Annotated in this window: 17 protein-coding genes and 1 tRNA gene; 10 read left to right on the top strand and 8 right to left on the bottom strand. The window is 65.3% G+C overall.

The annotated features are described in order from the left end of the window. Nucleotides 1–293: 293 nt before the first annotated feature. The 4 genes from ACFY5D_RS00755 to ACFY5D_RS00740 all read right to left on the bottom strand — a co-directional run bounded on the left by ACFY5D_RS00755 (nucleotide 294) and on the right by ACFY5D_RS00740 (nucleotide 1,850). Nucleotides 294–647 carry a hypothetical protein gene (locus ACFY5D_RS00755; protein ID WP_387523656.1) on the bottom strand — a complete coding sequence of 118 codons (354 nt, stop codon included), beginning with the start codon at nucleotides 645–647 and terminating at the stop codon, nucleotides 294–296. Nucleotides 648–745: 98 nt separating this feature from the next. Further along, a tRNA-Val gene (locus tag ACFY5D_RS00750) sits at nucleotides 746–818 on the bottom strand. Nucleotides 819–937: 119 nt separating this feature from the next. Continuing rightward, complete coding sequence (locus ACFY5D_RS00745) at nucleotides 938–1,429, bottom strand: redoxin domain-containing protein (RefSeq protein WP_387523653.1); 492 nt, start codon at nucleotides 1,427–1,429, stop codon at nucleotides 938–940. Nucleotides 1,430–1,433: 4 nt separating this feature from the next. Then, complete coding sequence (locus ACFY5D_RS00740) at nucleotides 1,434–1,850, bottom strand: DUF3052 domain-containing protein (RefSeq protein WP_387523650.1); 417 nt, start codon at nucleotides 1,848–1,850, stop codon at nucleotides 1,434–1,436. A gap of 332 nt (nucleotides 1,851–2,182) precedes the next feature. Here ACFY5D_RS00740 and aceE point away from each other — a divergent pair, with 332 nt between their 5' ends. The 6 genes from aceE (at nucleotide 2,183) to fabF (ending at nucleotide 10,274) form a co-directional block, all read left to right on the top strand. Continuing rightward, complete coding sequence (gene aceE / locus ACFY5D_RS00735) at nucleotides 2,183–4,930, top strand: pyruvate dehydrogenase (acetyl-transferring), homodimeric type (protein ID WP_387523648.1); 2,748 nt, start codon at nucleotides 2,183–2,185, stop codon at nucleotides 4,928–4,930. Between the two features lie 189 nt (nucleotides 4,931–5,119). Then, nucleotides 5,120–6,376, top strand: a complete 1,257-nt coding sequence (locus ACFY5D_RS00730) for a PucR family transcriptional regulator (protein ID WP_387523646.1) — start codon at nucleotides 5,120–5,122, stop codon at nucleotides 6,374–6,376. An 86-nt stretch (nucleotides 6,377–6,462) separates the two neighbouring features. Continuing rightward, nucleotides 6,463–7,386, top strand: a complete 924-nt coding sequence (locus ACFY5D_RS00725; RefSeq protein WP_387523643.1) for an ACP S-malonyltransferase — start codon at nucleotides 6,463–6,465, stop codon at nucleotides 7,384–7,386. Between the two features lie 15 nt (nucleotides 7,387–7,401). Next, nucleotides 7,402–8,457, top strand: coding sequence for a beta-ketoacyl-ACP synthase III (locus ACFY5D_RS00720; RefSeq protein ID WP_387523641.1), 1,056 nt, complete (start codon nucleotides 7,402–7,404; stop codon nucleotides 8,455–8,457). A gap of 96 nt (nucleotides 8,458–8,553) precedes the next feature. Next, nucleotides 8,554–8,799 (top strand): acyl carrier protein, encoded by a 246-nt coding sequence (locus ACFY5D_RS00715; RefSeq protein WP_387523638.1) that lies wholly within the window; start codon nucleotides 8,554–8,556, stop codon nucleotides 8,797–8,799. Between the two features lie 236 nt (nucleotides 8,800–9,035). Then, nucleotides 9,036–10,274 carry a beta-ketoacyl-ACP synthase II gene (fabF, locus tag ACFY5D_RS00710; RefSeq protein ID WP_387523636.1) on the top strand — a complete coding sequence of 413 codons (1,239 nt, stop codon included), beginning with the start codon at nucleotides 9,036–9,038 and terminating at the stop codon, nucleotides 10,272–10,274. 205 nt (nucleotides 10,275–10,479) lie between these two features. On the opposite strand, the gene ACFY5D_RS00705 is transcribed toward fabF, so the two are convergent. The 4 genes from ACFY5D_RS00705 to dprA form a co-directional block, all read right to left on the bottom strand. Beyond that, nucleotides 10,480–11,118, bottom strand: coding sequence for a dihydrofolate reductase family protein (locus tag ACFY5D_RS00705; protein ID WP_387523634.1), 639 nt, complete (start codon nucleotides 11,116–11,118; stop codon nucleotides 10,480–10,482). A gap of 268 nt (nucleotides 11,119–11,386) precedes the next feature. Continuing rightward, nucleotides 11,387–11,890, bottom strand: a complete 504-nt coding sequence (locus tag ACFY5D_RS00700) for a DUF3145 domain-containing protein (RefSeq protein WP_209996617.1) — start codon at nucleotides 11,888–11,890, stop codon at nucleotides 11,387–11,389. Between the two features lie 132 nt (nucleotides 11,891–12,022). Then, on the bottom strand, nucleotides 12,023–13,006 hold the full coding sequence (locus ACFY5D_RS00695) for a tyrosine recombinase XerC (protein ID WP_387523632.1): 984 nt from the start codon (nucleotides 13,004–13,006) through the stop codon (nucleotides 12,023–12,025). A 144-nt stretch (nucleotides 13,007–13,150) separates the two neighbouring features. Continuing rightward, a complete protein-coding gene (dprA, locus tag ACFY5D_RS00690) occupies nucleotides 13,151–14,413 on the bottom strand; it encodes a DNA-processing protein DprA (RefSeq protein WP_387523629.1) in 1,263 nt (420 codons plus the stop codon). A 400-nt stretch (nucleotides 14,414–14,813) separates the two neighbouring features. Here dprA and ACFY5D_RS00685 point away from each other — a divergent pair, with 400 nt between their 5' ends. The 4 genes from ACFY5D_RS00685 to ACFY5D_RS00670 all read left to right on the top strand — a co-directional run bounded on the left by ACFY5D_RS00685 (nucleotide 14,814) and on the right by ACFY5D_RS00670 (nucleotide 18,348). Next, nucleotides 14,814–15,752: an ABC transporter substrate-binding protein gene (locus ACFY5D_RS00685; protein WP_387523626.1), complete on the top strand. Its 939-nt coding sequence runs from the start codon at nucleotides 14,814–14,816 to the stop codon at nucleotides 15,750–15,752. A 123-nt stretch (nucleotides 15,753–15,875) separates the two neighbouring features. Then, on the top strand, nucleotides 15,876–16,961 hold the full coding sequence (locus ACFY5D_RS00680) for an ABC transporter ATP-binding protein (RefSeq protein WP_387523623.1): 1,086 nt from the start codon (nucleotides 15,876–15,878) through the stop codon (nucleotides 16,959–16,961). Then, nucleotides 16,958–17,689, top strand: coding sequence for an ABC transporter permease (locus tag ACFY5D_RS00675; RefSeq protein ID WP_387523620.1), 732 nt, complete (start codon nucleotides 16,958–16,960; stop codon nucleotides 17,687–17,689). The genes ACFY5D_RS00680 and ACFY5D_RS00675 overlap by 4 nt, the downstream gene beginning before the upstream one ends. Continuing rightward, entirely contained in the window at nucleotides 17,686–18,348 is a 663-nt protein-coding gene (locus ACFY5D_RS00670) for an ABC transporter permease (RefSeq protein ID WP_387523618.1), read from the top strand. The genes ACFY5D_RS00675 and ACFY5D_RS00670 overlap by 4 nt, the downstream gene beginning before the upstream one ends. Nucleotides 18,349–18,377: the final 29 nt, after the last annotated feature.

Here is an 18,377-nt window from a genome sequence, read left to right as displayed (position 1 = left end):
CATTGCTTGGACAAAGGGTTGTCAACGATGAATGCATGACGTAACACGCACAGCGATTTACCCCACTTTCCCTTGCTCAACGTAGTGAACATCACCATTTTGCGCCAGAGGTGAGGTGGCTGCCGCGTTGCGCGGCCTCGTGAAGGTCCATCGGCCCGAGCCTTTGTGGAAGAACTCTGGTGTGCCGAAGCAGGGTCGCCCACCCATGAGTCCAGGCGCCGGGTCCGATCAGGCGCCGGGAAGGAACCAACCGCGGGTTGGCCGGATGCGGCTAAAAGCTCCATTCCTTGAAGCTAACGAATGCATCGACAAGAGAACAGTGCGTCAGCAGCATCTGTCGAGCCACCGGGCGCGCCGAGCCCGTCCGGAGCGCCGATGGCTCCGAGGCTTGGTGCGCTGGCGCAGTGGCGATGTGCCTGCTGATCGGTCTGGCGGTGCCGCTTCACATTGAAATGCCCGTCAATGGCCGTGGAAATTGGAACGGTTGCAGCCCGACACCGGAGCACGTGCGGAACGGGCAATGCCGCTGGCCCGCGCATTTCACTGCCGCATTGATGGTCGTTGCGGGAAATTCCAACAACGATGACATGGCACGTTGGATCCAGCGCTTCCGGGACCAGCCGGTTCCGCACTGCCAGATCATCCATCGTCCAGATGCAAAAAACCGCGGCCCGTCATTGAAGACGGACCGCGGATTGCAGTACTTGAACCGACGATGTCGTTGGTTTGTACAACGACCTGACGGTGGGCCCTACCGGGATCGAACCGATGACATTCACGGTGTAAACGTGACGCTCTACCAGCTGAGCTAAAGGCCCTTGGCACTACTGAATTCGTTTGGTTGCTATTCCGTCGGAAGTGTTCGTGACAAGATTTTGAATGTGGCGATCTACCGCCCCGTGCTGTCGAATAGACGCAGAAAGTTCTTCGACAACGTTTAGGTGAGCAGGTCCATCGCCTCTCTGTAGCGCGCGATGGCGCGCGCCTGATGGATGGGTGAACTAAAGGAATCAACCACGTGTTCCCCACGGATGAGGAACGTGTGGCGCGTTGCCGCGCCTGACTCGAAATTAAAGGCTCCGTAGCTTGTTGCGACGGCGCCGTGCGGCCAAAAATCGGCCAGCAGGTCAAACCCAAAACGGGATTGGTCTGCGTAGGTTCGCAAAGCGAACTTGTGATCCACGGAAACGCCCAGGATACGGGTATCCCGAGAACCGAATTCGTGTCGTACTTTTTCGAGCTCTTCAAGCTCCGACCCACATACCGCGGAAAACGCGAACGGGTAAAAGACTAAAAAGTAGGCTTGCTCCCCCAAGGCACGGGACTCGATGAGTTCCCCGTGCTGATTGGGCAAGGCAAAGCCCGGAGCCGCATCACCGGCTCCTGGCACCGGGAAGTCATTCCCGGAAACCGATTGTGATGTTTCCAACGCCCTAGTTCTTGCGGCGCGCAACAAGTCGGGTTGCCGACCAGTCCTCGGAAACACCCTCGGTGTTTGTCACATGAAGTCCCGCGGTTGGTGCATCCTCTTGGATTGATGCAGGTGTCACATAGCCGTCGCGCCCCGACTTTGGGGTCAACAGCCACACAACGCCCTTCTCATCCAGGCTGACCAGCGAATCGACCAGGGCATCAACAAGATCCCCGTCGTCGGCACGCCACCAGTAGACAATTCCGTCTACCACCTCGTGATCATCTTCAGTAAGTAGCTCGGAGCCCACCGTTTCCTCTAGGGAATCGCGGAGGTCAAAGTCCACATCGTCGTCGTATCCGAGTTCCTGAATCAGGTCCCCATCTTTGAAGCCCATTTTCTGTGCGGCTTCGTGCTTTGCCGGTGCGGCGTCGCTCACGTCACTCCTCCTGCTGGTGTTCAAGCGTCTGGTACAACCAAACACCCTTTTTGCGCTCCCATCAAGCGCAGAGCCTCCAACACGCCGAAATAGTGACGACTTCGACCCACTTTCACGGTCCGAGACCCCATCTGAGCACCGTTAACGAACTTCTCGGAAGCGCCGCAGGTACAGGTTGAGCACCGTCGAGCACTAGAGTGTTATCGAAGGTCCGCGACCAACCACCCTTGGGGAACGGGCCACAAACTTTGGCGTTTGCAACGCCACTGTGTGTTGAACACGAAACTTTCGTTCAACACACAGCCCCCGCTGTACCCCATAACGAGGAGAAGATGGACGTGGCTGTAGAGGAACATATCTCTCACATCCGTAGCGGCTTGACTAGCCAGTTGCCTGATCGGGATCCGGAGGAGACCGCCGAATGGCTTGAGTCCTTCGACGATCTGGTTGAGACGCAGGGCACCGAACGTGCCCAGTACATTGTTCGTTCGCTGCTGCAGCGCGCCGGTGCAAAGTCCGTGGGCGTTCCCATGGTCACCACCACGGACTACGTGAACACCATTCCCGTGGACCAGGAGCCCGAGTTCCCGGGCGACGAACAGGTCGAACGCCGCTACCGCGCCTACATGCGCTGGAACGCGGCCGTCATGGTGCACCGCGGCCAGCGCCCCGGAGTAGGCGTCGGCGGACACATTTCCACCTACGCCGGCGCGGCAACCCTGTACGAAGTGGGCTTCAACCACTTCTTCCGCGGCAAGAACCACCCCGGCGGCGGCGACCAGGTGTTCTTCCAGGGCCACGCCTCCCCGGGCATGTACGCCCGCGCCTTCATGGAAGGCCGCCTGTCCGAGGAGGACATGGACGGCTTCCGCCAGGAAAAGTCGCGCCAGGGCCACGCGCTGCCCTCCTACCCGCACCCGCGCTCGCTGCCCGACTTCTGGGAATTCCCGACCGTGTCCATGGGCATCGGCCCGATGAATGCGATCTACCAGGCGCAGTCCAACCGCTACCTGCAGAACCGCGGCATCAAGGACACCTCCGACCAGCACGTCTGGGCGTTCCTGGGCGACGGCGAAATGGACGAGCCGGAATCCCGCGGCCTGCTGCAGCTGGCAGCCAACGAGAAGCTCGATAACCTCACCTTCGTGGTCAACTGCAACCTGCAGCGCCTCGACGGCCCGGTGCGCGGCAACGGCAAGATCATGCAGGAACTCGAGGCGTTCTTCCGCGGTGCGGGCTGGAACGTCATCAAGGTCGTCTGGGGCCGCGAGTGGGATGCCCTGCTCGAAAAGGACTCCGGCAGCGCCCTGGTTGACATCATGAACCAGACCCCGGACGGCGACTACCAGACCTACAAGGCCGAAAACGGCGCCTTCGTGCGCGAGCACTTCTTCGGCAAGTCCCCGGAAACCAAGGAAATGGTTGCCGACCTCACCGACGAGGACATCTGGAACCTCAAGCGCGGCGGCCACGACTACCACAAGGTCTACGCCGCCTACAAGGCAGCCATGGAGTTCAAGGGCAAGCCGACGGTCATCCTGACCAAGACGGTCAAGGGCTACGGCCTGGGTCCGCACTTCGAGGCGCGCAACGCGACGCACCAGATGAAGAAGATGACCCTCGAGGACCTCAAGGGCTTCCGCGACCACCTGCGCATCCCGATCACCGACGAGCAGCTGGAGGCGGACCCGTACCTGCCGCCGTACTACCGCCCGGCGGACGACTCGGCCGAGTTCAAGTACATGATGGAACGACGCGCCGCCCTCGGCGGAGCAGTTCCGGAACGCCGCACCAAGTCCAAGGAGATCCACCTCCCCGAGGACAAGGCCTACGAGGTCGCGGCCCGCGGCTCGGGCAAGCAGCAGGCGGCCACCACCATGGCCTTCGTCCGCCTGCTCAAGGACCTGATGCGCGACAAGGAATTCGGCAAGCGCGTGGTCCCGATCGTGCCCGACGAGTCGCGCACCTTCGGCATGGACTCGTTCTTCCCGACCGCCAAGATCTACAACCCGGCCGGCCAGAACTACCTGTCCGTGGACCGCGAACTGGTCCTGGCCTACAAGGAATCCCCGGCCGGGCAGCTGATCCACCCGGGCATCAACGAGGCCGGCGCCGTCGCGGCGTTCACCGCGGCCGGCACCGCATACGCGACCCACGACGAGCCGTTGATCCCAATCTACGTGTTCTACTCGATGTTCGGCTTCCAGCGCACCGGCGACTCCTTCTGGGCCGCCGCCGACCAGATGACCCGCGGGTTCATCATGGGCGCCACCGCCGGCCGCACGACGCTGACCGGCGAGGGCCTGCAGCACGCGGACGGGCACTCCCCGATCCTGGCCTCCACCAACCCCGCAGTGATCACCTACGACCCGGCCTACGGGTACGAGATCGGCCACATCATGCGCGCCGGCCTGGAGCGCATGTACGGCGGCAAGCACGAGGACCCGAACGTGATGTACTACATCACGCTCTACAACGAGCCGTACCAGCAGCCCAAGGAACCCGAGGACCTGGACATCGAGGGCATCAAGCGCGGCATCTACCTGGCCTCCCCGGCCAAGATCGACGGCCCGCGCGCCCAGCTCCTCGCCTCCGGTGTGGCTGTGCCGTGGACCATCGAGGCCCAGCGCCTGCTGGCCGAGGACTGGGGCGTGTCCGCCGATGTCTGGTCGGTGACCTCGTGGAACGAGCTGCGCCGCGACGGCCTGGAGTGCGAGGAAGCGTCCTTCCTCGATCCGACCGCCGAGCCGCGCGTTCCGTTCGTCGCCCGGCAACTGGCCGGCGCCACCGGCCCGGTTGTTGCCGTGACCGACTACATGAAGGCCGTGCCGGACCAGATCCGCCAGTTCGTCCCGAACGAGTTCGCGACCCTCGGTGCCGACGGGTTCGGTTTCTCCGACACCCGCGCCGCCGCGCGCCGCTTCTTCAAGATCGACGCACACTCGGTGGTTGTTCGCACGCTGCAGATGCTGGCCAAGCGCGGGGAGGTCGACGCCTCGGCACCGGCCGCCGCGTTCGCCAAGTACCAGCTCAACGACGTCAACGCCGGCACCAGCGGAAACGCGGGCGGCGAAGCCTAAGGCATAGCACCACGTCAGACGGTGGCGCCGATTCCCCCCCGGGGGGATCGGCGCCACCGTCTTTTTTGGCCCTCGTTCCTGGTCCCGCGTTCTTGCCGGCGGCCGCCTGCCCGCCATTGGAGTCCCGCGGTCTTTGTGTGAACACTACAAAATAGTCCCTGCGGCCATGTGGTGCGTATGCTCGTATTCATGAGTGACGAGCAAGCGGCAAATCTGGGCCAGCGGATCAGGCCGTTCCGCCAAGCCAAGGCCAGCCCCGAAACCCTCAAACGCCTCAAGCAGCACCTGGGGGTGCTTTCCACGGTCGCCCTCAAACACCTGGACCAGTCGTTGCCCTGGTACCGCGGGCTGCGCCCCGAGGAACGCGCGGCACTCGGACTCGTCGCACAAAAGGGCATCGCCTCGTTCGTCTCCTGGTACGAGCGCCCCACCACGTCCCCCCAGTGGGTCATCAACGACGTCTTCGGCGCCGCACCGACCGAACTGACCCGCTCCATCAGCCTGCAAAAGGCGCTGCAGCTGATCCGCACCATCGTCGAGGTCGTCGAATCCCAGGTGCCGGACATCGCCCCGGAAGCCGAGCACACCCAGCTGCGCGAGGCGGTCCTGCGCTACTCGCGCGAGGTGGCCTTCGCCGCGGCCGACGTCTACGCCCGCGCCGCGGAAACCCGCGGAGCGTGGGACTCACGGCTCGAGGCCCTGGTCGTCGATGCGGTGATGCGCGGCGAAAGCCAGGACTCGCTGCGCTCCCGCATTGCCGCGGTGGGGTGGAAGTCCAACGAGAACATCATGATCATGATCGGCGCCACGCCGGCCTCCTCTCAGGTGGGCTTTGTCAGCGAGCTGCGCCGCGCCGCGGCCCGCTATTCCCGTGATTCGCTGGTCGGCGTGCACGGCGAACGGGCAATCCTGATGCTTGGCGGGGTCGACGCCGACCGTGCAGGGCTTGACCGACTGGCCTCCTTCTTCGGCGAGGGCCACGTGGTCTACAGCCCGCTGGCGCCCACCCTCAAGGAAGCCCCCTCCTGCGCCCAGGCCGCCTTCGCGGCGATCGCCGCGGCCAAGGCCTGGCCGCTGGCCCCGCGCCCCGTGGCCGCCGACGACCTGTGGCCCGAGCGCGTGATGAACAACGACACCGAGGCGCGCCACGCACTGGTCACGGGGATCTACGACCCGTTGCTGAAGGCCGGCAACGGCCTGGTCGAGACCCTTTCGAGCTATCTTTCGCTGGGGCATTCGCTCGAGGGCACGGCCCGAGAGCTGTTCGTCCACGCGAACACCGTGCGCTACCGGCTCAAGCGCGTGTGCGACGTGACCGGCTGGGATCCGCTGGTTCCGCGCGAGGCATTCGTGCTCCAGACCGCGCTGGTGGTCGGCCGGCTGGACGCCGAAACGATCGAACACCCGCCCGAAACGCGGCAAACCATGCCGCGGACCGGCCACTGAATCCTGTAGGATTCCTACAAAAGCACGCCGCCAAGTCGGTGTGCGAAAACAGCCGCAGTGAATGACTTCTTTGGAAAGCTGGAGTAGTGCTAGCAATCGTGTGCCCAGGACAGGGCTCTCAGACCCCCGGATTCCTTTCCCCATGGCTGGAAGTTGCGGGTGTCTCCGAACACCTCGCAGGACTTTCCGCCATCACCGGTCGTGACCTCACGGCCCACGGAACGGTCTCCGACGAGGAAACCATCAAGGACACCGCCGTGGCCCAGCCGCTGATCGTGGCCGCCGGACTCATTGCGGCCCGCGCGCTGTTCGGCGAGGCCTTTCCGGCCAACACCGTGCTTGCCGGCCACTCCGTCGGAGAGATCACGGCAACGGCGCTTGCCGGCGCACTGAGCGAAAACGACGCGATGGTCTTCGTGCGCGAACGCGCCAACGCCATGGCCCTTGCCGCCGCGGCAACGCCCACCGGCATGGCAGCCGTCCTCGGCGGCGACGCCGAGGAAGTCAACGCAGCCATCGTCGACGCCGGACTCACCCCGGCCAACGCCAACGGCGGCGGCCAGATCGTTGCCGCCGGCACGATCGAACAGATCGAGGCCTTCGCGGCCAATCCCCCGGCCAAGGCCCGCGTCATCCCGCTGAAGGTCGCCGGCGCGTTCCACACGCACCACATGGCCCCGGCCGTTGCCGTCCTCGAGGAACTTTCCGGATCGCTCACCGCCAGCGACCCGGCCACCACGCTGCTGTCCAACTTCGACGGCAACGCCGTGGCCGGCGGCCGGGACAACCTGGCATCCCTGGTCGCCCAGGTGTCCCGCCCGGTCCGCTGGGACCTGTGCATGGAGCAACTTGCCGCCATGGGCGTCACCGGCATCCTGGAACTGCCGCCGGCGGGAACACTCGTGGGGTTGGCCCGCCGCGGCCTGAAGGGCGTTCCCACCCTCGCGCTGAAGTCCCCCGAAGACCTCGAGGCCGCACGCGCCTTCGTCGCCGAACACACCCAAGCCTAAGGAAGAGCACCAAACATGACCGCAGTGATGAACCAGACGCCCACGCGCGAGTTCAGCCGGATCCACGGCGTAGGCTCCTTCCGCCCGGATGTCATCGTTTCCAACGAAGACGTCTGCCAGTGGATCGATTCCTCCGACGAGTGGATCCAGCAGCGCACCGGCATCGTGACGCGCGCCCGCGCCGACGAAAACACCTCGCTGCTGGACATGGCCGAGGGCGCGGCCCTTGCCGCGCTCGCCTCGGCGGGCATCGAGGCAAGCCAGCTGGGCGCCGTCATCGTCTCCACGGTGACCTTCCCGCACGCCACCCCATCGGCGGCCGCCGCACTGGCCGACCGCATCGGCGCCACCCCGGCCCCGGCCTTCGACATCTCCGCCGCCTGCGCCGGCTACTGCTACGGCGTGGCCCAGGGCGACGCCCTGGTCCGCTCGGGCATGGCCGAGTACGTGCTGGTCGTCGGCGCCGAAAAGCTGTCCGACTACATCGACAACCACGAGCGCACCATCTCCTTCCTGCTGGGCGACGGTGCCGGCGCCGTTGTCATCGGCCCCTCGGACACCACGGGCATCTCCCCGTCGGTGTGGGGCTCGGACGGATCCAAGTGGTCGGCCATCGGCATGACCCACTCGCAGCTTGACCTGCGCGACGCGGTCCTGGCCGCCGAGTCCTCCCCCGAGGGCACCGCACTGGTGGCAAGCACCGAGGCCCAGCTGTGGCCGACGCTGCGCCAGGACGGCCAGACCGTCTTCCGCTGGGCCGTCTGGGAAATGGCAAAGATGGCCAAGCTGGCCCTCGAGAAGGCCGGCATCACCTCCGCCGACCTCTCCGCCTTCATCCCCCACCAGGCGAACATGCGCATCATCGACGAGATGGTCAAGCAGCTGAAGCTTCCCGAATCGGTGGTCGTCGCCCGCGACATCGCCGACGCCGGCAACACCTCCGCGGCCTCCATCCCGATGGCCATGGACCGCATGCTCAAGGAAAACCCGGAGCTCTCCGGCGGACTGGCACTGCAGATCGGGTTTGGCGCCGGGCTTGTCTTTGGCGCACAGGTAGTTGTCCTGCCCTAGGGTTAACACCCAGGGATACAACCCACAATCCGGACCGCACCAAGCGGTTTGAACAGTCGTCGGGCTTTGCCCGGCAAAAACAGAAAAGGAGCCATCATGGCTAGCAACGAAGAGATTCTGGCCGGCTTGGCCGAGATCGTCAACGAAGAGACCGGCCTGGCCACCGAGGCAGTCGAGCTGGACAAGTCCTTCACCGAGGACCTGGACATCGACTCCATCTCGATGATGACCATCGTGGTCAACGCCGAAGAGAAGTTCGACGTGAAGATCCCGGACGAAGAGGTCAAGAACCTCAAGACCGTTGCCGACGCAGTGAACTTCATCGCGGGCGCACAGGTCTAAGTGGCTTTCCGGCCCTTCCCCCGGTCCCGTTCCGTCCAGCGGAGCGGGACCGGGGGCGGGACCGGGTTTCGGCACTTGCTGTGCCACCTCAACTTGCTTACCGGTTTCGCAACCGATTCCCAGACTTTTTCGATCCAATCCGGATCCCTGCGCACCACCCCGCGCGAGGTTCCGACGCTTGGATCGCGCACTAGCCTCGCTAGTCGTTTCGACCCCAACCAGTAGAGAGTTTCCTCATGGCTCGCAAAGTTGTAATCACCGGCCTCGGTGCCACCACCCCCATCGGCGGCGATGTCCCCACCCTGTGGGCCAACGCGCTCAAGGGTGTCTCGGGCGCCCACACCCTGACCGATGAGTGGGTTGAAACCTACAACCTGCCGGTGAAGTTCGCCGCCAAGGCCTCCACCCCGGCCTCCGAGGTGCTCTCCCGCGTCGAGATGAAGCGCATGGACCCGTCCACCCAGTTCGCCGTCGTTGCGGCGCGCGAGGCCTGGAAGGACTCCGGCATCGAGGAGATCGACCACGATCGCCTGGCAGTTGCCTTCGCCACCGGCATCGGCGGCGTGTGGACCCTGCTCGACGCATGGGACACGCTGAAGGAAAAGGGTCCGCGCCGCGTGCTACCCATGACCGTCCCCATGCTGATGCCAAACGGCCCGGCCGCGGCCGTCTCGTTGGACCTCGGCGCACGCGCCGGCGCCCACACCCCGGTTTCCGCTTGCGCCTCGGGCACCGAGGCCATGCACATCGGCCTGGAACTGATCCGCTCGGGCAAGGCCGACGTCGTTGTGTGCGGTGGCGCCGAGGCGGCCATCCACCCGATGCCGATGGCCTCGTTCGCGGCCATGCAGGCGCTGTCCAAGCGCAACGACGACCCGGAGCACGCATCGCGCCCGTACGACATCGACCGCGACGGCTTTGTCATGGGCGAAGGAGCAGGCGCGTTGGTCCTCGAGGCCGAGGAGCACGCCATTGCCCGCGGCGCCACGATCTACGCCGAGCTCGCTGGCACCTCGGTGACCGCCGACGCGTACCACATCACGGCACCGGACCCGGAAGGACTGGGCGCCACCCGCGCGCTGAAGGCCGCGATGTTCGACGGCCGCATCCAGCCGGAGGACGTCGTGCACGTGAACGCTCACGCAACCTCCACCCCGGTCGGCGACAAGCCGGAGTACACCGCGCTGCGCGCCGCACTGGGCAGCCACCTGGACAAGGTCTGCGTCTCGGCCACCAAGTCGCAGATGGGCCACCTGCTCGGCGCCTCCGGTGCAGTCGAGTCGGTCCTCTCGGTGCTGGCCGTCTACCACCGCAAGGCACCCGTCACCATCAACCTGGAGAACCAGGATCCGGAAATCCCGTTGGACGTCGTTGTCGGCACCCCGCGCGAATTGCCGGAGGGATCCATCGTGGTCCTGAACAACTCGTTCGGTTTCGGCGGGCACAACGCCGTCGTCGCTATCCGCAGCGTCTAGCCGTTTCGTTGGCCCACAGGGCCGCATGAGATCGGGGTCGGGTTCCACCGTGTTGGTGGAACCCGACCCCGATCCCGTTAAAGCCGGCCACGGAATGGCCAGGGCAGCCTCACGCCGGTCGAACAGCGGGCCGACACCCGCAAGCGAAGGCCGGCCATCGCGATCCGTACGGACGAACCCGCGCTGACCCGCCACGAGGCAAGTCCTAGCCTTCCTGGGCCCCTGCCGACATGTCGCCCACGCCGGGGGTTCCGTCGACCAGGGCGTAGCGCTGCATGACGGCCCCCTTCGGTGTGGCAACGACCGGCTCGATGAGCCTGAGGTTCGTCGGAACCACCCCGCCGGCGAACACCTTCTTCCCGCTTCCGAGAAGGATCGGGTACACCCAGAGCGTGAGCCGGTCGAAGAGCCGTTCTGCCAACAGGGTCTGCACGAAATCAAGGCTGCCGATGACGTGGACGTTCGTGTGTCGGTCGCGCAGGGCGCGGACGGCGCCGGCGGTATCCGGACCAAGCAGCGTGGAATTGGCCCACTCGAGGGTCCGCGGTTGCCGGGAGGCGACGTATTTCGGAAGGTGGTTGAAAAGCCGGGCGATGTTCCCGTCCGCACCCTCCTCCTGTTGGCGGGGCCAATACGCGGCGAAGATGTCGTAGGTCCGGCGCCCGAGCAGCAGTGCGTCCATTCCGGCCATCCCGGAGTTGACCTGCTCATCGACAACTTCGTCCCACAGCGGCGCTTGCCAGCCGCCGAACTTGAACCCGCTGTCGGGGTCCTCATCCGGCCCTCCGGGCGCCTGCGCAACGCCATCGAGCGTCGTAAAGAGGTCGATGTAGATGAGTCCCATGTCGTGCTCCGTCCTGCTCGCCCATCGTCACGCCGGCGACGGAAACACTACGAGGTTGACACACGGCTCCCGGCAAAACAACCAGCACCGGACGCGATCACACAGCACGGCGGCCGGCATCCCGGCGCGGGTCATGGCCGGGGAGCGGACGCTTCGGGCGAGTAATCACCCGGACGCAAAATCCCCGGCCGCGGTTCCACCTATAGGAAAAGTTTCCTGGTGGATGCGCGGCCGGGGACGGAAGGCGTTGTTTGGCGGGGGTGCGTCGTTAGATGACCTGGTGAAGCCAGCGCACGGGCGCTCCCTCTGCTGCGTAGCGGAACGGCTCAAGTTCCTCGTCCCAAGCCTCGCCCAGGGCGATCGAGAGCTCCTGGTAAACGACGGCCGGATCGCCCGCACCCTTTTCGTAGGCCCAACGGATGCGTTCCTCGCTGACCATGATGTTGCCGGCGGCGTCCGTCGTGGCATGGAAGATACCCAGCTCCGGGGTGTGAGACCATCGACTGGAATCGACACCCGGGCTGGCTTCCTCGGTGACCTCGTAGCGCAGGTGCGCCCACCCGCGCAGCGCGGAGGCCAGTAGCGCGCCGGTGCCCGGCTTGCCGGTCCAGTTCACCTCGGCACGTGACATACCCGGGGCGGCGTTCTGCTCGCTCCAGTGCAAATCGGTACGCTGTTCGACTACTGAACCGATCGCCCATTCAATATGCGGGCACAACGCTGAAGGGGCTGAGTGTACGAAAAGTACGCCCCTGGTCATTGCTTCAGACATGCCTTCCTCCGATTTGCTGTTGGAACGTCTTCCCCAACGCCAACAACCCAGTTCGAAGGACAGTAAATCCTACTTAAGTATTCTGCATGATTATACGTCTTTCGGCCAGTGACTTTGGCACATGACTTCAAGTTATGCGCGCGGATGGGCTCTCTGGTAGCTCTCCTTGAGCCGTTCGACCGAAACGTGCGTATAAAGCTGGGTGGTGGCCAGCGACGAGTGACCCAGAATTTCCTGCACGGCCCTCAGGTCGGCACCGCGGTCGAGCAAATGGGTTGCCGCACTGTGGCGCAAGGCGTGGGGGCCGCGGGCAGCGGTGTCCCCGAGGTCGGCGAGCGCTTTTGAGACGACTTCGCGGGCTTGGCGGGCGTCGAGGCGTTTGCCTCGTTTGCCGAGGAGCAGGGCGGGGCCTGAGTGTTCGTTGCGGAGTATGGGTCTGGAGCGGCGGAGCCAGTTGTCCAAGGCGTTGAGTGCGGGTTGTCCGAAGGGGATCGTGCGTTCCTTGTCCCCCTTGCCGATGACGCGAAGGGTGCGTCGGTCGAGGTCGAGGCTGTCTACGTCCAGGGATACGAGTTCGCCGACGCGGATTGCCGTGGCGTATAGCAGTTCGAGGATGAGTGTGTTGCGGTCGGCGAGCGCGCGTTCTTCTGCGGTGGGTTCGCCCGTCTCCGTGTTTCCTTGCTTTGTTGTCCGTGGCGGGGCGTCGAACATGCGTTGGATTTGGTTGCTCTGCAGGACGTGTGGGAGTCGTTGTTCGCGTTTGGGCGATTGGAGGCGGCTTGCCGGATTTGTGTCGATGAGGTTTTCGCGTAGCGCCCAGGCGAGGAAGCTTCGTATCGAGGCGGAGCGGCGGGAGAGGGTGGTTCGGGCGAGGCCTGATTCCTGGAGGGTCATGAGCCAGGTGCGCAGCAGCGGGAGGTCTATGCCTTCCAGGGTTTGGGCGCCGCGCGGGGTCGCGTAGGTGAGGAGGTTGGTGATGTCCGAGCTGTATGCGCGTAGCGTGTGTTCGCTGCGTGAGCGTTCGAGGCGCATGTGCCGCAGGAAGCCATCGTGGGCACTTTGGAGCGCGGCGGGGATGGCGATGGGTTCGGATTTTTGTTCGGGTCGTTGTGGCACGCCTCTACTGTCTCCCAGTGACGGCGTGCGGGCAACGGTGCCACGCCGCAGGGCAACGGTGATCTGGTGCGGGTATCGCTCTCACTCCCATGGGAGTCGTGTCTCTCACTGTCGAGGGAGGGTGTCCCGGTCTTGGACGCCTCGTTACCGCGGCTTTCCATTGGGGTATCTGCGTATCCAGCCTTCTGGCTTGGATTGGGCGAGGCCCTTGGCGGTGAGGCGGCTGAGTCCGCCGAGGATTGAGCCGATTCCGAGGCCTGCGAGGATCGCGAGTTCGTCGACGGTGCGTGGCGAGCGGATGGGCAGTGCATCCAGGAGCAGGAGGTCTTGCACTGCCAGTCCGTCGTAATCTCGAGCGTCTTCCGTTTTGGTGGCGCTTGCTTCCCCCATGGGAGGTGAGCCATTTGAGGTGTTGGCGGCAATGGAGGTGCCGAGTAGCTCGAGGGCTTCGGCGGCGTCGGTGATGAGTGTTGCAGCGCCTTCCCTGATGAGTCGGTGGCAGCCTGCGGAATTTGCCGAGTAGACGGATCCGGGGACTGCCCCCACCTCGCGGCCCATCTCGGCGGCGTGGTGTGCGGTGCTTAGTGCCCCTGAGCGCCAGCGCGCTTCGCTGACTATCGTCAGTGCGCACAGTGCGGCGATGAGCCGGTTGCGTTGCAGGAACCGCCAGCGCGTGGGGGTGGCGCCCGGGGCGACTTCGGAGATGAGCAGCCCCTCGCGGTGCACCCGGTAGAGGAGGTCTTCGTTCCCTGCGGGGTAGAAGCGGTCTAGTCCCCCGGCCATGACGGCGATGGTTGAGGGTCGCAATGGGGTTTCCTCCTCTGGGGGTCCTTCGGCGAGCGCGGACTCGTGCGCCCTGGCGTCGATTCCATAGGCTCCCCCGGAGACGATGCACATGCCATGTCGTACCAGTCCGCCGGCGAGTTCGGCTGTGATGGTGCGTCCGTACTCGGTGGCGTCTCGCGAGCCGACAATTGCGACCAAGCGGTTTGGCTCGCGCAGGGTCTCGATGGCTCCCTTGCCCCTGTACCAGAGTGCGTGGGGTGCTGCGAGTCCGAGTGCGTCGAATCCGCGTGGCCAGTTTTCGTCGCCGGGCAGGAGGATTCCCCCTCCCAGGTTGTTCATCAGCTGCAGGTCCGCTTGGGGGTTTGCGATGCTTGCGCGTGCACGCCATCTGTCGAGTCCCGCGTCGAGACGCAGGCTCGTGCGGGAGGCACCGTGGGCGTCCAGGAGATCGGCTACCTGTTGTTGGGCTCGGGCGGGCGCCGGGCCCGTGTGTTCGCGGATCAGCCGGTAGGCCTCGATTGCACCCAGGATCGTCACGAGTGCGGCGCCGGTTTGGTCGTTGGGCTCGATGATGCGTGTGAGCCCTGCCCTGGCGGTGGTTTCGTCGTTGGTCTGGTCCATGCGTTGGCGCTCCCTGGCTCCCTTGGCAATTTGCCTGCTTGTCCCCGTTCCTGTCATTGCCTTGTTCGGGGGTGGATCCATCATGGGTAGCGCCCGGGGCAGGTTGGCGCGGGCGCTACCGGACTGTGCCGGGGTCGCGGGTTGGCGCCGTTTCCCGGCTCTTGTGCGGGCAAGTGTTCCCCGTCGGGTCGGGCACGGGTGGGCATCGCCGGCCTGGCGCGGCGTTCCGGGTTCGTTGATGACGCTTGGTGACTTGTGGGCATCCGAATTGGCCGGTCGGAAAATCAAATATTGCTTGTGGCCTGCATAGTAGGCAACGATGGACAAGTGGCTCTCGCCCTCGAGGCGGGAGCGAGATTGATCTTCCTGCAGAATCTCCCTAGACGAATTCAGGCTAATAATGACGAACAAAAGAAGACTTCCCCTCCTTGTCGCCCTTTCGGTGGTCGCCGGATCATTGGTCCTTAGCGGCTGCTCGGATCCCACCGCAGCCCCGGCATCTTCCGGCGGTTCGGCCGCAGCCTCGAAGTTGACGGTGTCCTCGGCCAACTTCACCGAGTCCGAGATCATAGGCAATCTCTACGCCGAGGCGCTCAAGGCCAAGGGCTACGACGTGGCGACGAAGTTCAACATCGGCTCCCGCGAGGCCTACATTCCGGCCCTCGCCGACGGCTCCATCGACTTGATCCCCGACTACACGGGCAACCTGTTGCTCTTCTTGGACAAGAACGCGGATGTCAGCACCCCTGCGGCCATCCTCAACGGGCTTCCGGCAGCGCTGCTGGCAAAGAATCTTGCCGCGCTGACCCCCGCCGCCGCGGAAGACAAGGACTCGGTGGTTGTCACCAAGGCGACCGCCGACAAGTGGAACCTGAAGTCGATCGGCGATCTCGCCGCCCACAATGCCGAGGTGACGATGGCCGGGCCGCCGGAGTTCAAGGAACGCCCGGTCGGCTTGCCGGGGCTGGAGAAGAACTACGGGCTGGTCCCCGCCAAGTTCGTCCCGATCGCCGATGGCGGCGGCCCGGCAACCGTGAAGGCCCTGCTGGATGGATCCGTGACCGCGGCGAACATCTTCACGACCAGTACCGCGATACCGGCCAACGATTTGGTGGTCCTGGAGGATCCCAAGAACAACTTCCCGGCCCAGCAGGTCATCCCCGTGGCAGGCAAGGACAAGCTGGACATGAAGGCGATCGAGACCATTGATGCGGTTTCGGCGAAGCTGAGCACCGAAGAGCTGATCAAGCTCAATGAGCAGGTCTCCGGGGACTCGAAGACCGAGCCGAAGGCCGCGGCGATTGCCTGGCTGACCGAGCAGGGTTTGCTCTCCAAGTAGTATAGAAACCGCAATCGAACACATGTTCGAACAGGGGTTGGCTGCCGTTACCCGCCGGTGGCCAACCCCCATATTTTTCCCGGAATCACGCGCCAACACCGCCTCCCAGAAGGAACCTTCCCGATGATCACCTTCGAATCCGTCTCCAAGACCTACCCCGGAGGCACCAGAGCGGTGGACAACCTCGACCTCCACATCGAGACGGGCTCCTTCACGGTCCTCGTCGGCCCCAGCGGCTGTGGCAAGACCACTTCCATGCGCATGATCAACCGCATGGTGACCCCCACCGGAGGGCGCGTCCTCGTCGACGGGCAGGACGTGGCCGAAATCCGCCCGGTGTCCCTGCGCCTGGGCATCGGCTACGTCCTGCAGAACGGCGGCCTGTTTCCGCACCGCACGGTGATCGACAACGTCGCCACCGTCCAGCGACTGCTGGGGCTCTCCAAGTCGGCGGCCAGGGCCAAGGCCCACGAGGCGCTGGAACGAGTCGGGCTGGACGCCTCGGTGGCCAAGCGCTATCCGGCGCAGCTCTCCGGCGGGCAGCAACAGCGCGTGGGCGTGGCACGCGCTCTGGCGGCCGACCCGCCCATCCTGTTGATGGACGAGCCGTTCAGCGCGGTGGACCCGATCGTGCGCGAGGAGCTGCAGCAGGAGGTCCGGCACCTGCAGGCCGAAATCAAGAAGACCATCGTCATGGTCACCCACGACATCGACGAGGCGCTGACCCTCGGGGACAAGATCGCCGTCATGGCCCCGGGCGGCCGCCTGCAGCAGTACGCCCCGCCCGCGGAGATCCTCACGCGCCCGGCCAACGGGTTCGTGGCCTCGCTGGTGTCCAAGGACAGGGGCTTCCGGGCGCTGTCCTTCGACACGCTCGATCGCGTCTCCAGCACCCCGCTGCCGGCCCCGCGCGGCGACGGGAGCATCGACCTGTCCCCGTTCGCCCCCGGGTGGGCCCTGGAGCCTGGCAGCGACCATGTGACGGCCGGTGTGGACGGTGGGGCCCAATGGGTCAACATCGAGGGCGCCCGCTTTGCCGTCGCCGGCGCGCTGCGCCCCGGGGACTCCCTGCGCGCGGGCCTCGACGCGGTGCTGGCTTCGCCGGTCGCCGCCGCACTGCTGATGGACGGGGACGGGAAGCCGGCAGCCTACATCACGCTCGGCGACTTGGCGCCGCACCTGCGCCCCGGGGTGGTGGCCGGCGCATGAAATGGCTCCTGGAAAACCTCGAACAGGTTCGGGAACTGACACTCGAACACCTGTACCTCTCGGTCGTCCCCGTCGTGGTCGGCCTGGTGCTGGCGCTGGCGCTGGGGCTCGTCTTCGGAAACCGCCGGCGAGCGCGGTCCTTGATCACCACCCTGGCCAGTGCCGTCTTTACGGTGCCGTCGCTGGCATTGTTCGTGGTGATTCCCACGCTGCTTGGCACGCAGATCCTGGATCCGGTCAACGTGGTGATCGCGCTAAGCCTGTATTCCGCGTCGCTGCTGGTGCGCACGGTCTTTGATGCGCTGGATGCGGTTCCCGCCGAGGTGCTTAGTTCCGCCGAGGCGATGGGGTATTCCCCGGCAAGGCGTCGCCTCCTGGTTGACCTCCCGTTGGCGGTGGGCCCGCTGGCAGCGGGAACCCGCGTGGCGGCCGTGACGAACGTTTCGCTGGTCTCGGTGGGTGCGGTGATCGGCATCGGCGGGCTGGGGCAGTTGTTCACCTCCGGATACCAGCGCGACTACCCCGACCAGATCCTGGCGGGAATCATCATGATCCTGCTGCTGGCCTTGGTCCTTGACCGGGTGCTTGCGGTGATCGGCCAGCTGTTGACCCCGTGGCTTTCGCCGAGGAACACCGGAGGTTCGGCGAGCGCCGCGCCGAGGCGCACTGCTGCGGCTCTTGTCATGCCGCAGGCCACCGGCGGTCCGGCGCTTGGAGGCAAGAAATGATCAACGACATGCTGACCTACCTGGGCACGGCAGCCAATTGGGCTGGCGAGGGCGGAATCGCCGCCCGGCTGGGAGAGCACCTTTGGTACTCGTTCCTGGCGGTGCTGGCGGCCTTGGCGGTTGCCTTCCCGCTGGGCTTGTTCATCGGCCACACGGGGCGCGGCAAGGTGGTGCTGGTGTCCCTGTCCAACGTCCTGCGGGCGCTGCCGTCCCTGGGCATCATGACGCTGTTGGTGTTGCTGATGGGCCTGGGGCTTTTCCCGCCCCTGGTGGCGCTGATCCTCATCGCCATTCCGCCGGTCCTGGCCGGGGTGTACTCGGGGGTGGCAAACGTCGACCCGCTGGTCGTGGATTCGGCGCGCGCCATCGGCATGAAGGATTCGCGCATCATCCTGCAGGTCGAGCTCCCGCTGGCGCTGCCGCTGATCCTGGGCGGGCTGCGCGGGGCGATCCTGCAGGTCATTGCCACGGCGACGATCGCCGCCTACGTGAACCTCGGCGGGCTGGGCCGCTACATCTTCGACGGGCTTGCCCTGTACGACTACGGCCAGGTGCTGGTGGGTGCGGTGCTGGTGACCGGGCTCGCACTGCTGGTCGATGGCCTGATGGCGCTGTTGGTTAAGCGATTCTCGCCGGCGCGCAGGTACGTCGCGGCCTAGCTCCGTCTGGCCCGCACTGCGGCCAGGAC

Source organism: Paeniglutamicibacter sp. NPDC012692, assembly GCF_042901625.1.
Lineage (GTDB): Bacteria > Actinomycetota > Actinomycetes > Actinomycetales > Micrococcaceae > Paeniglutamicibacter.
The sequence above is the reverse complement of the archived record's forward strand: the minus strand, read 5'-3'. Positions and strand labels throughout refer to the sequence as shown.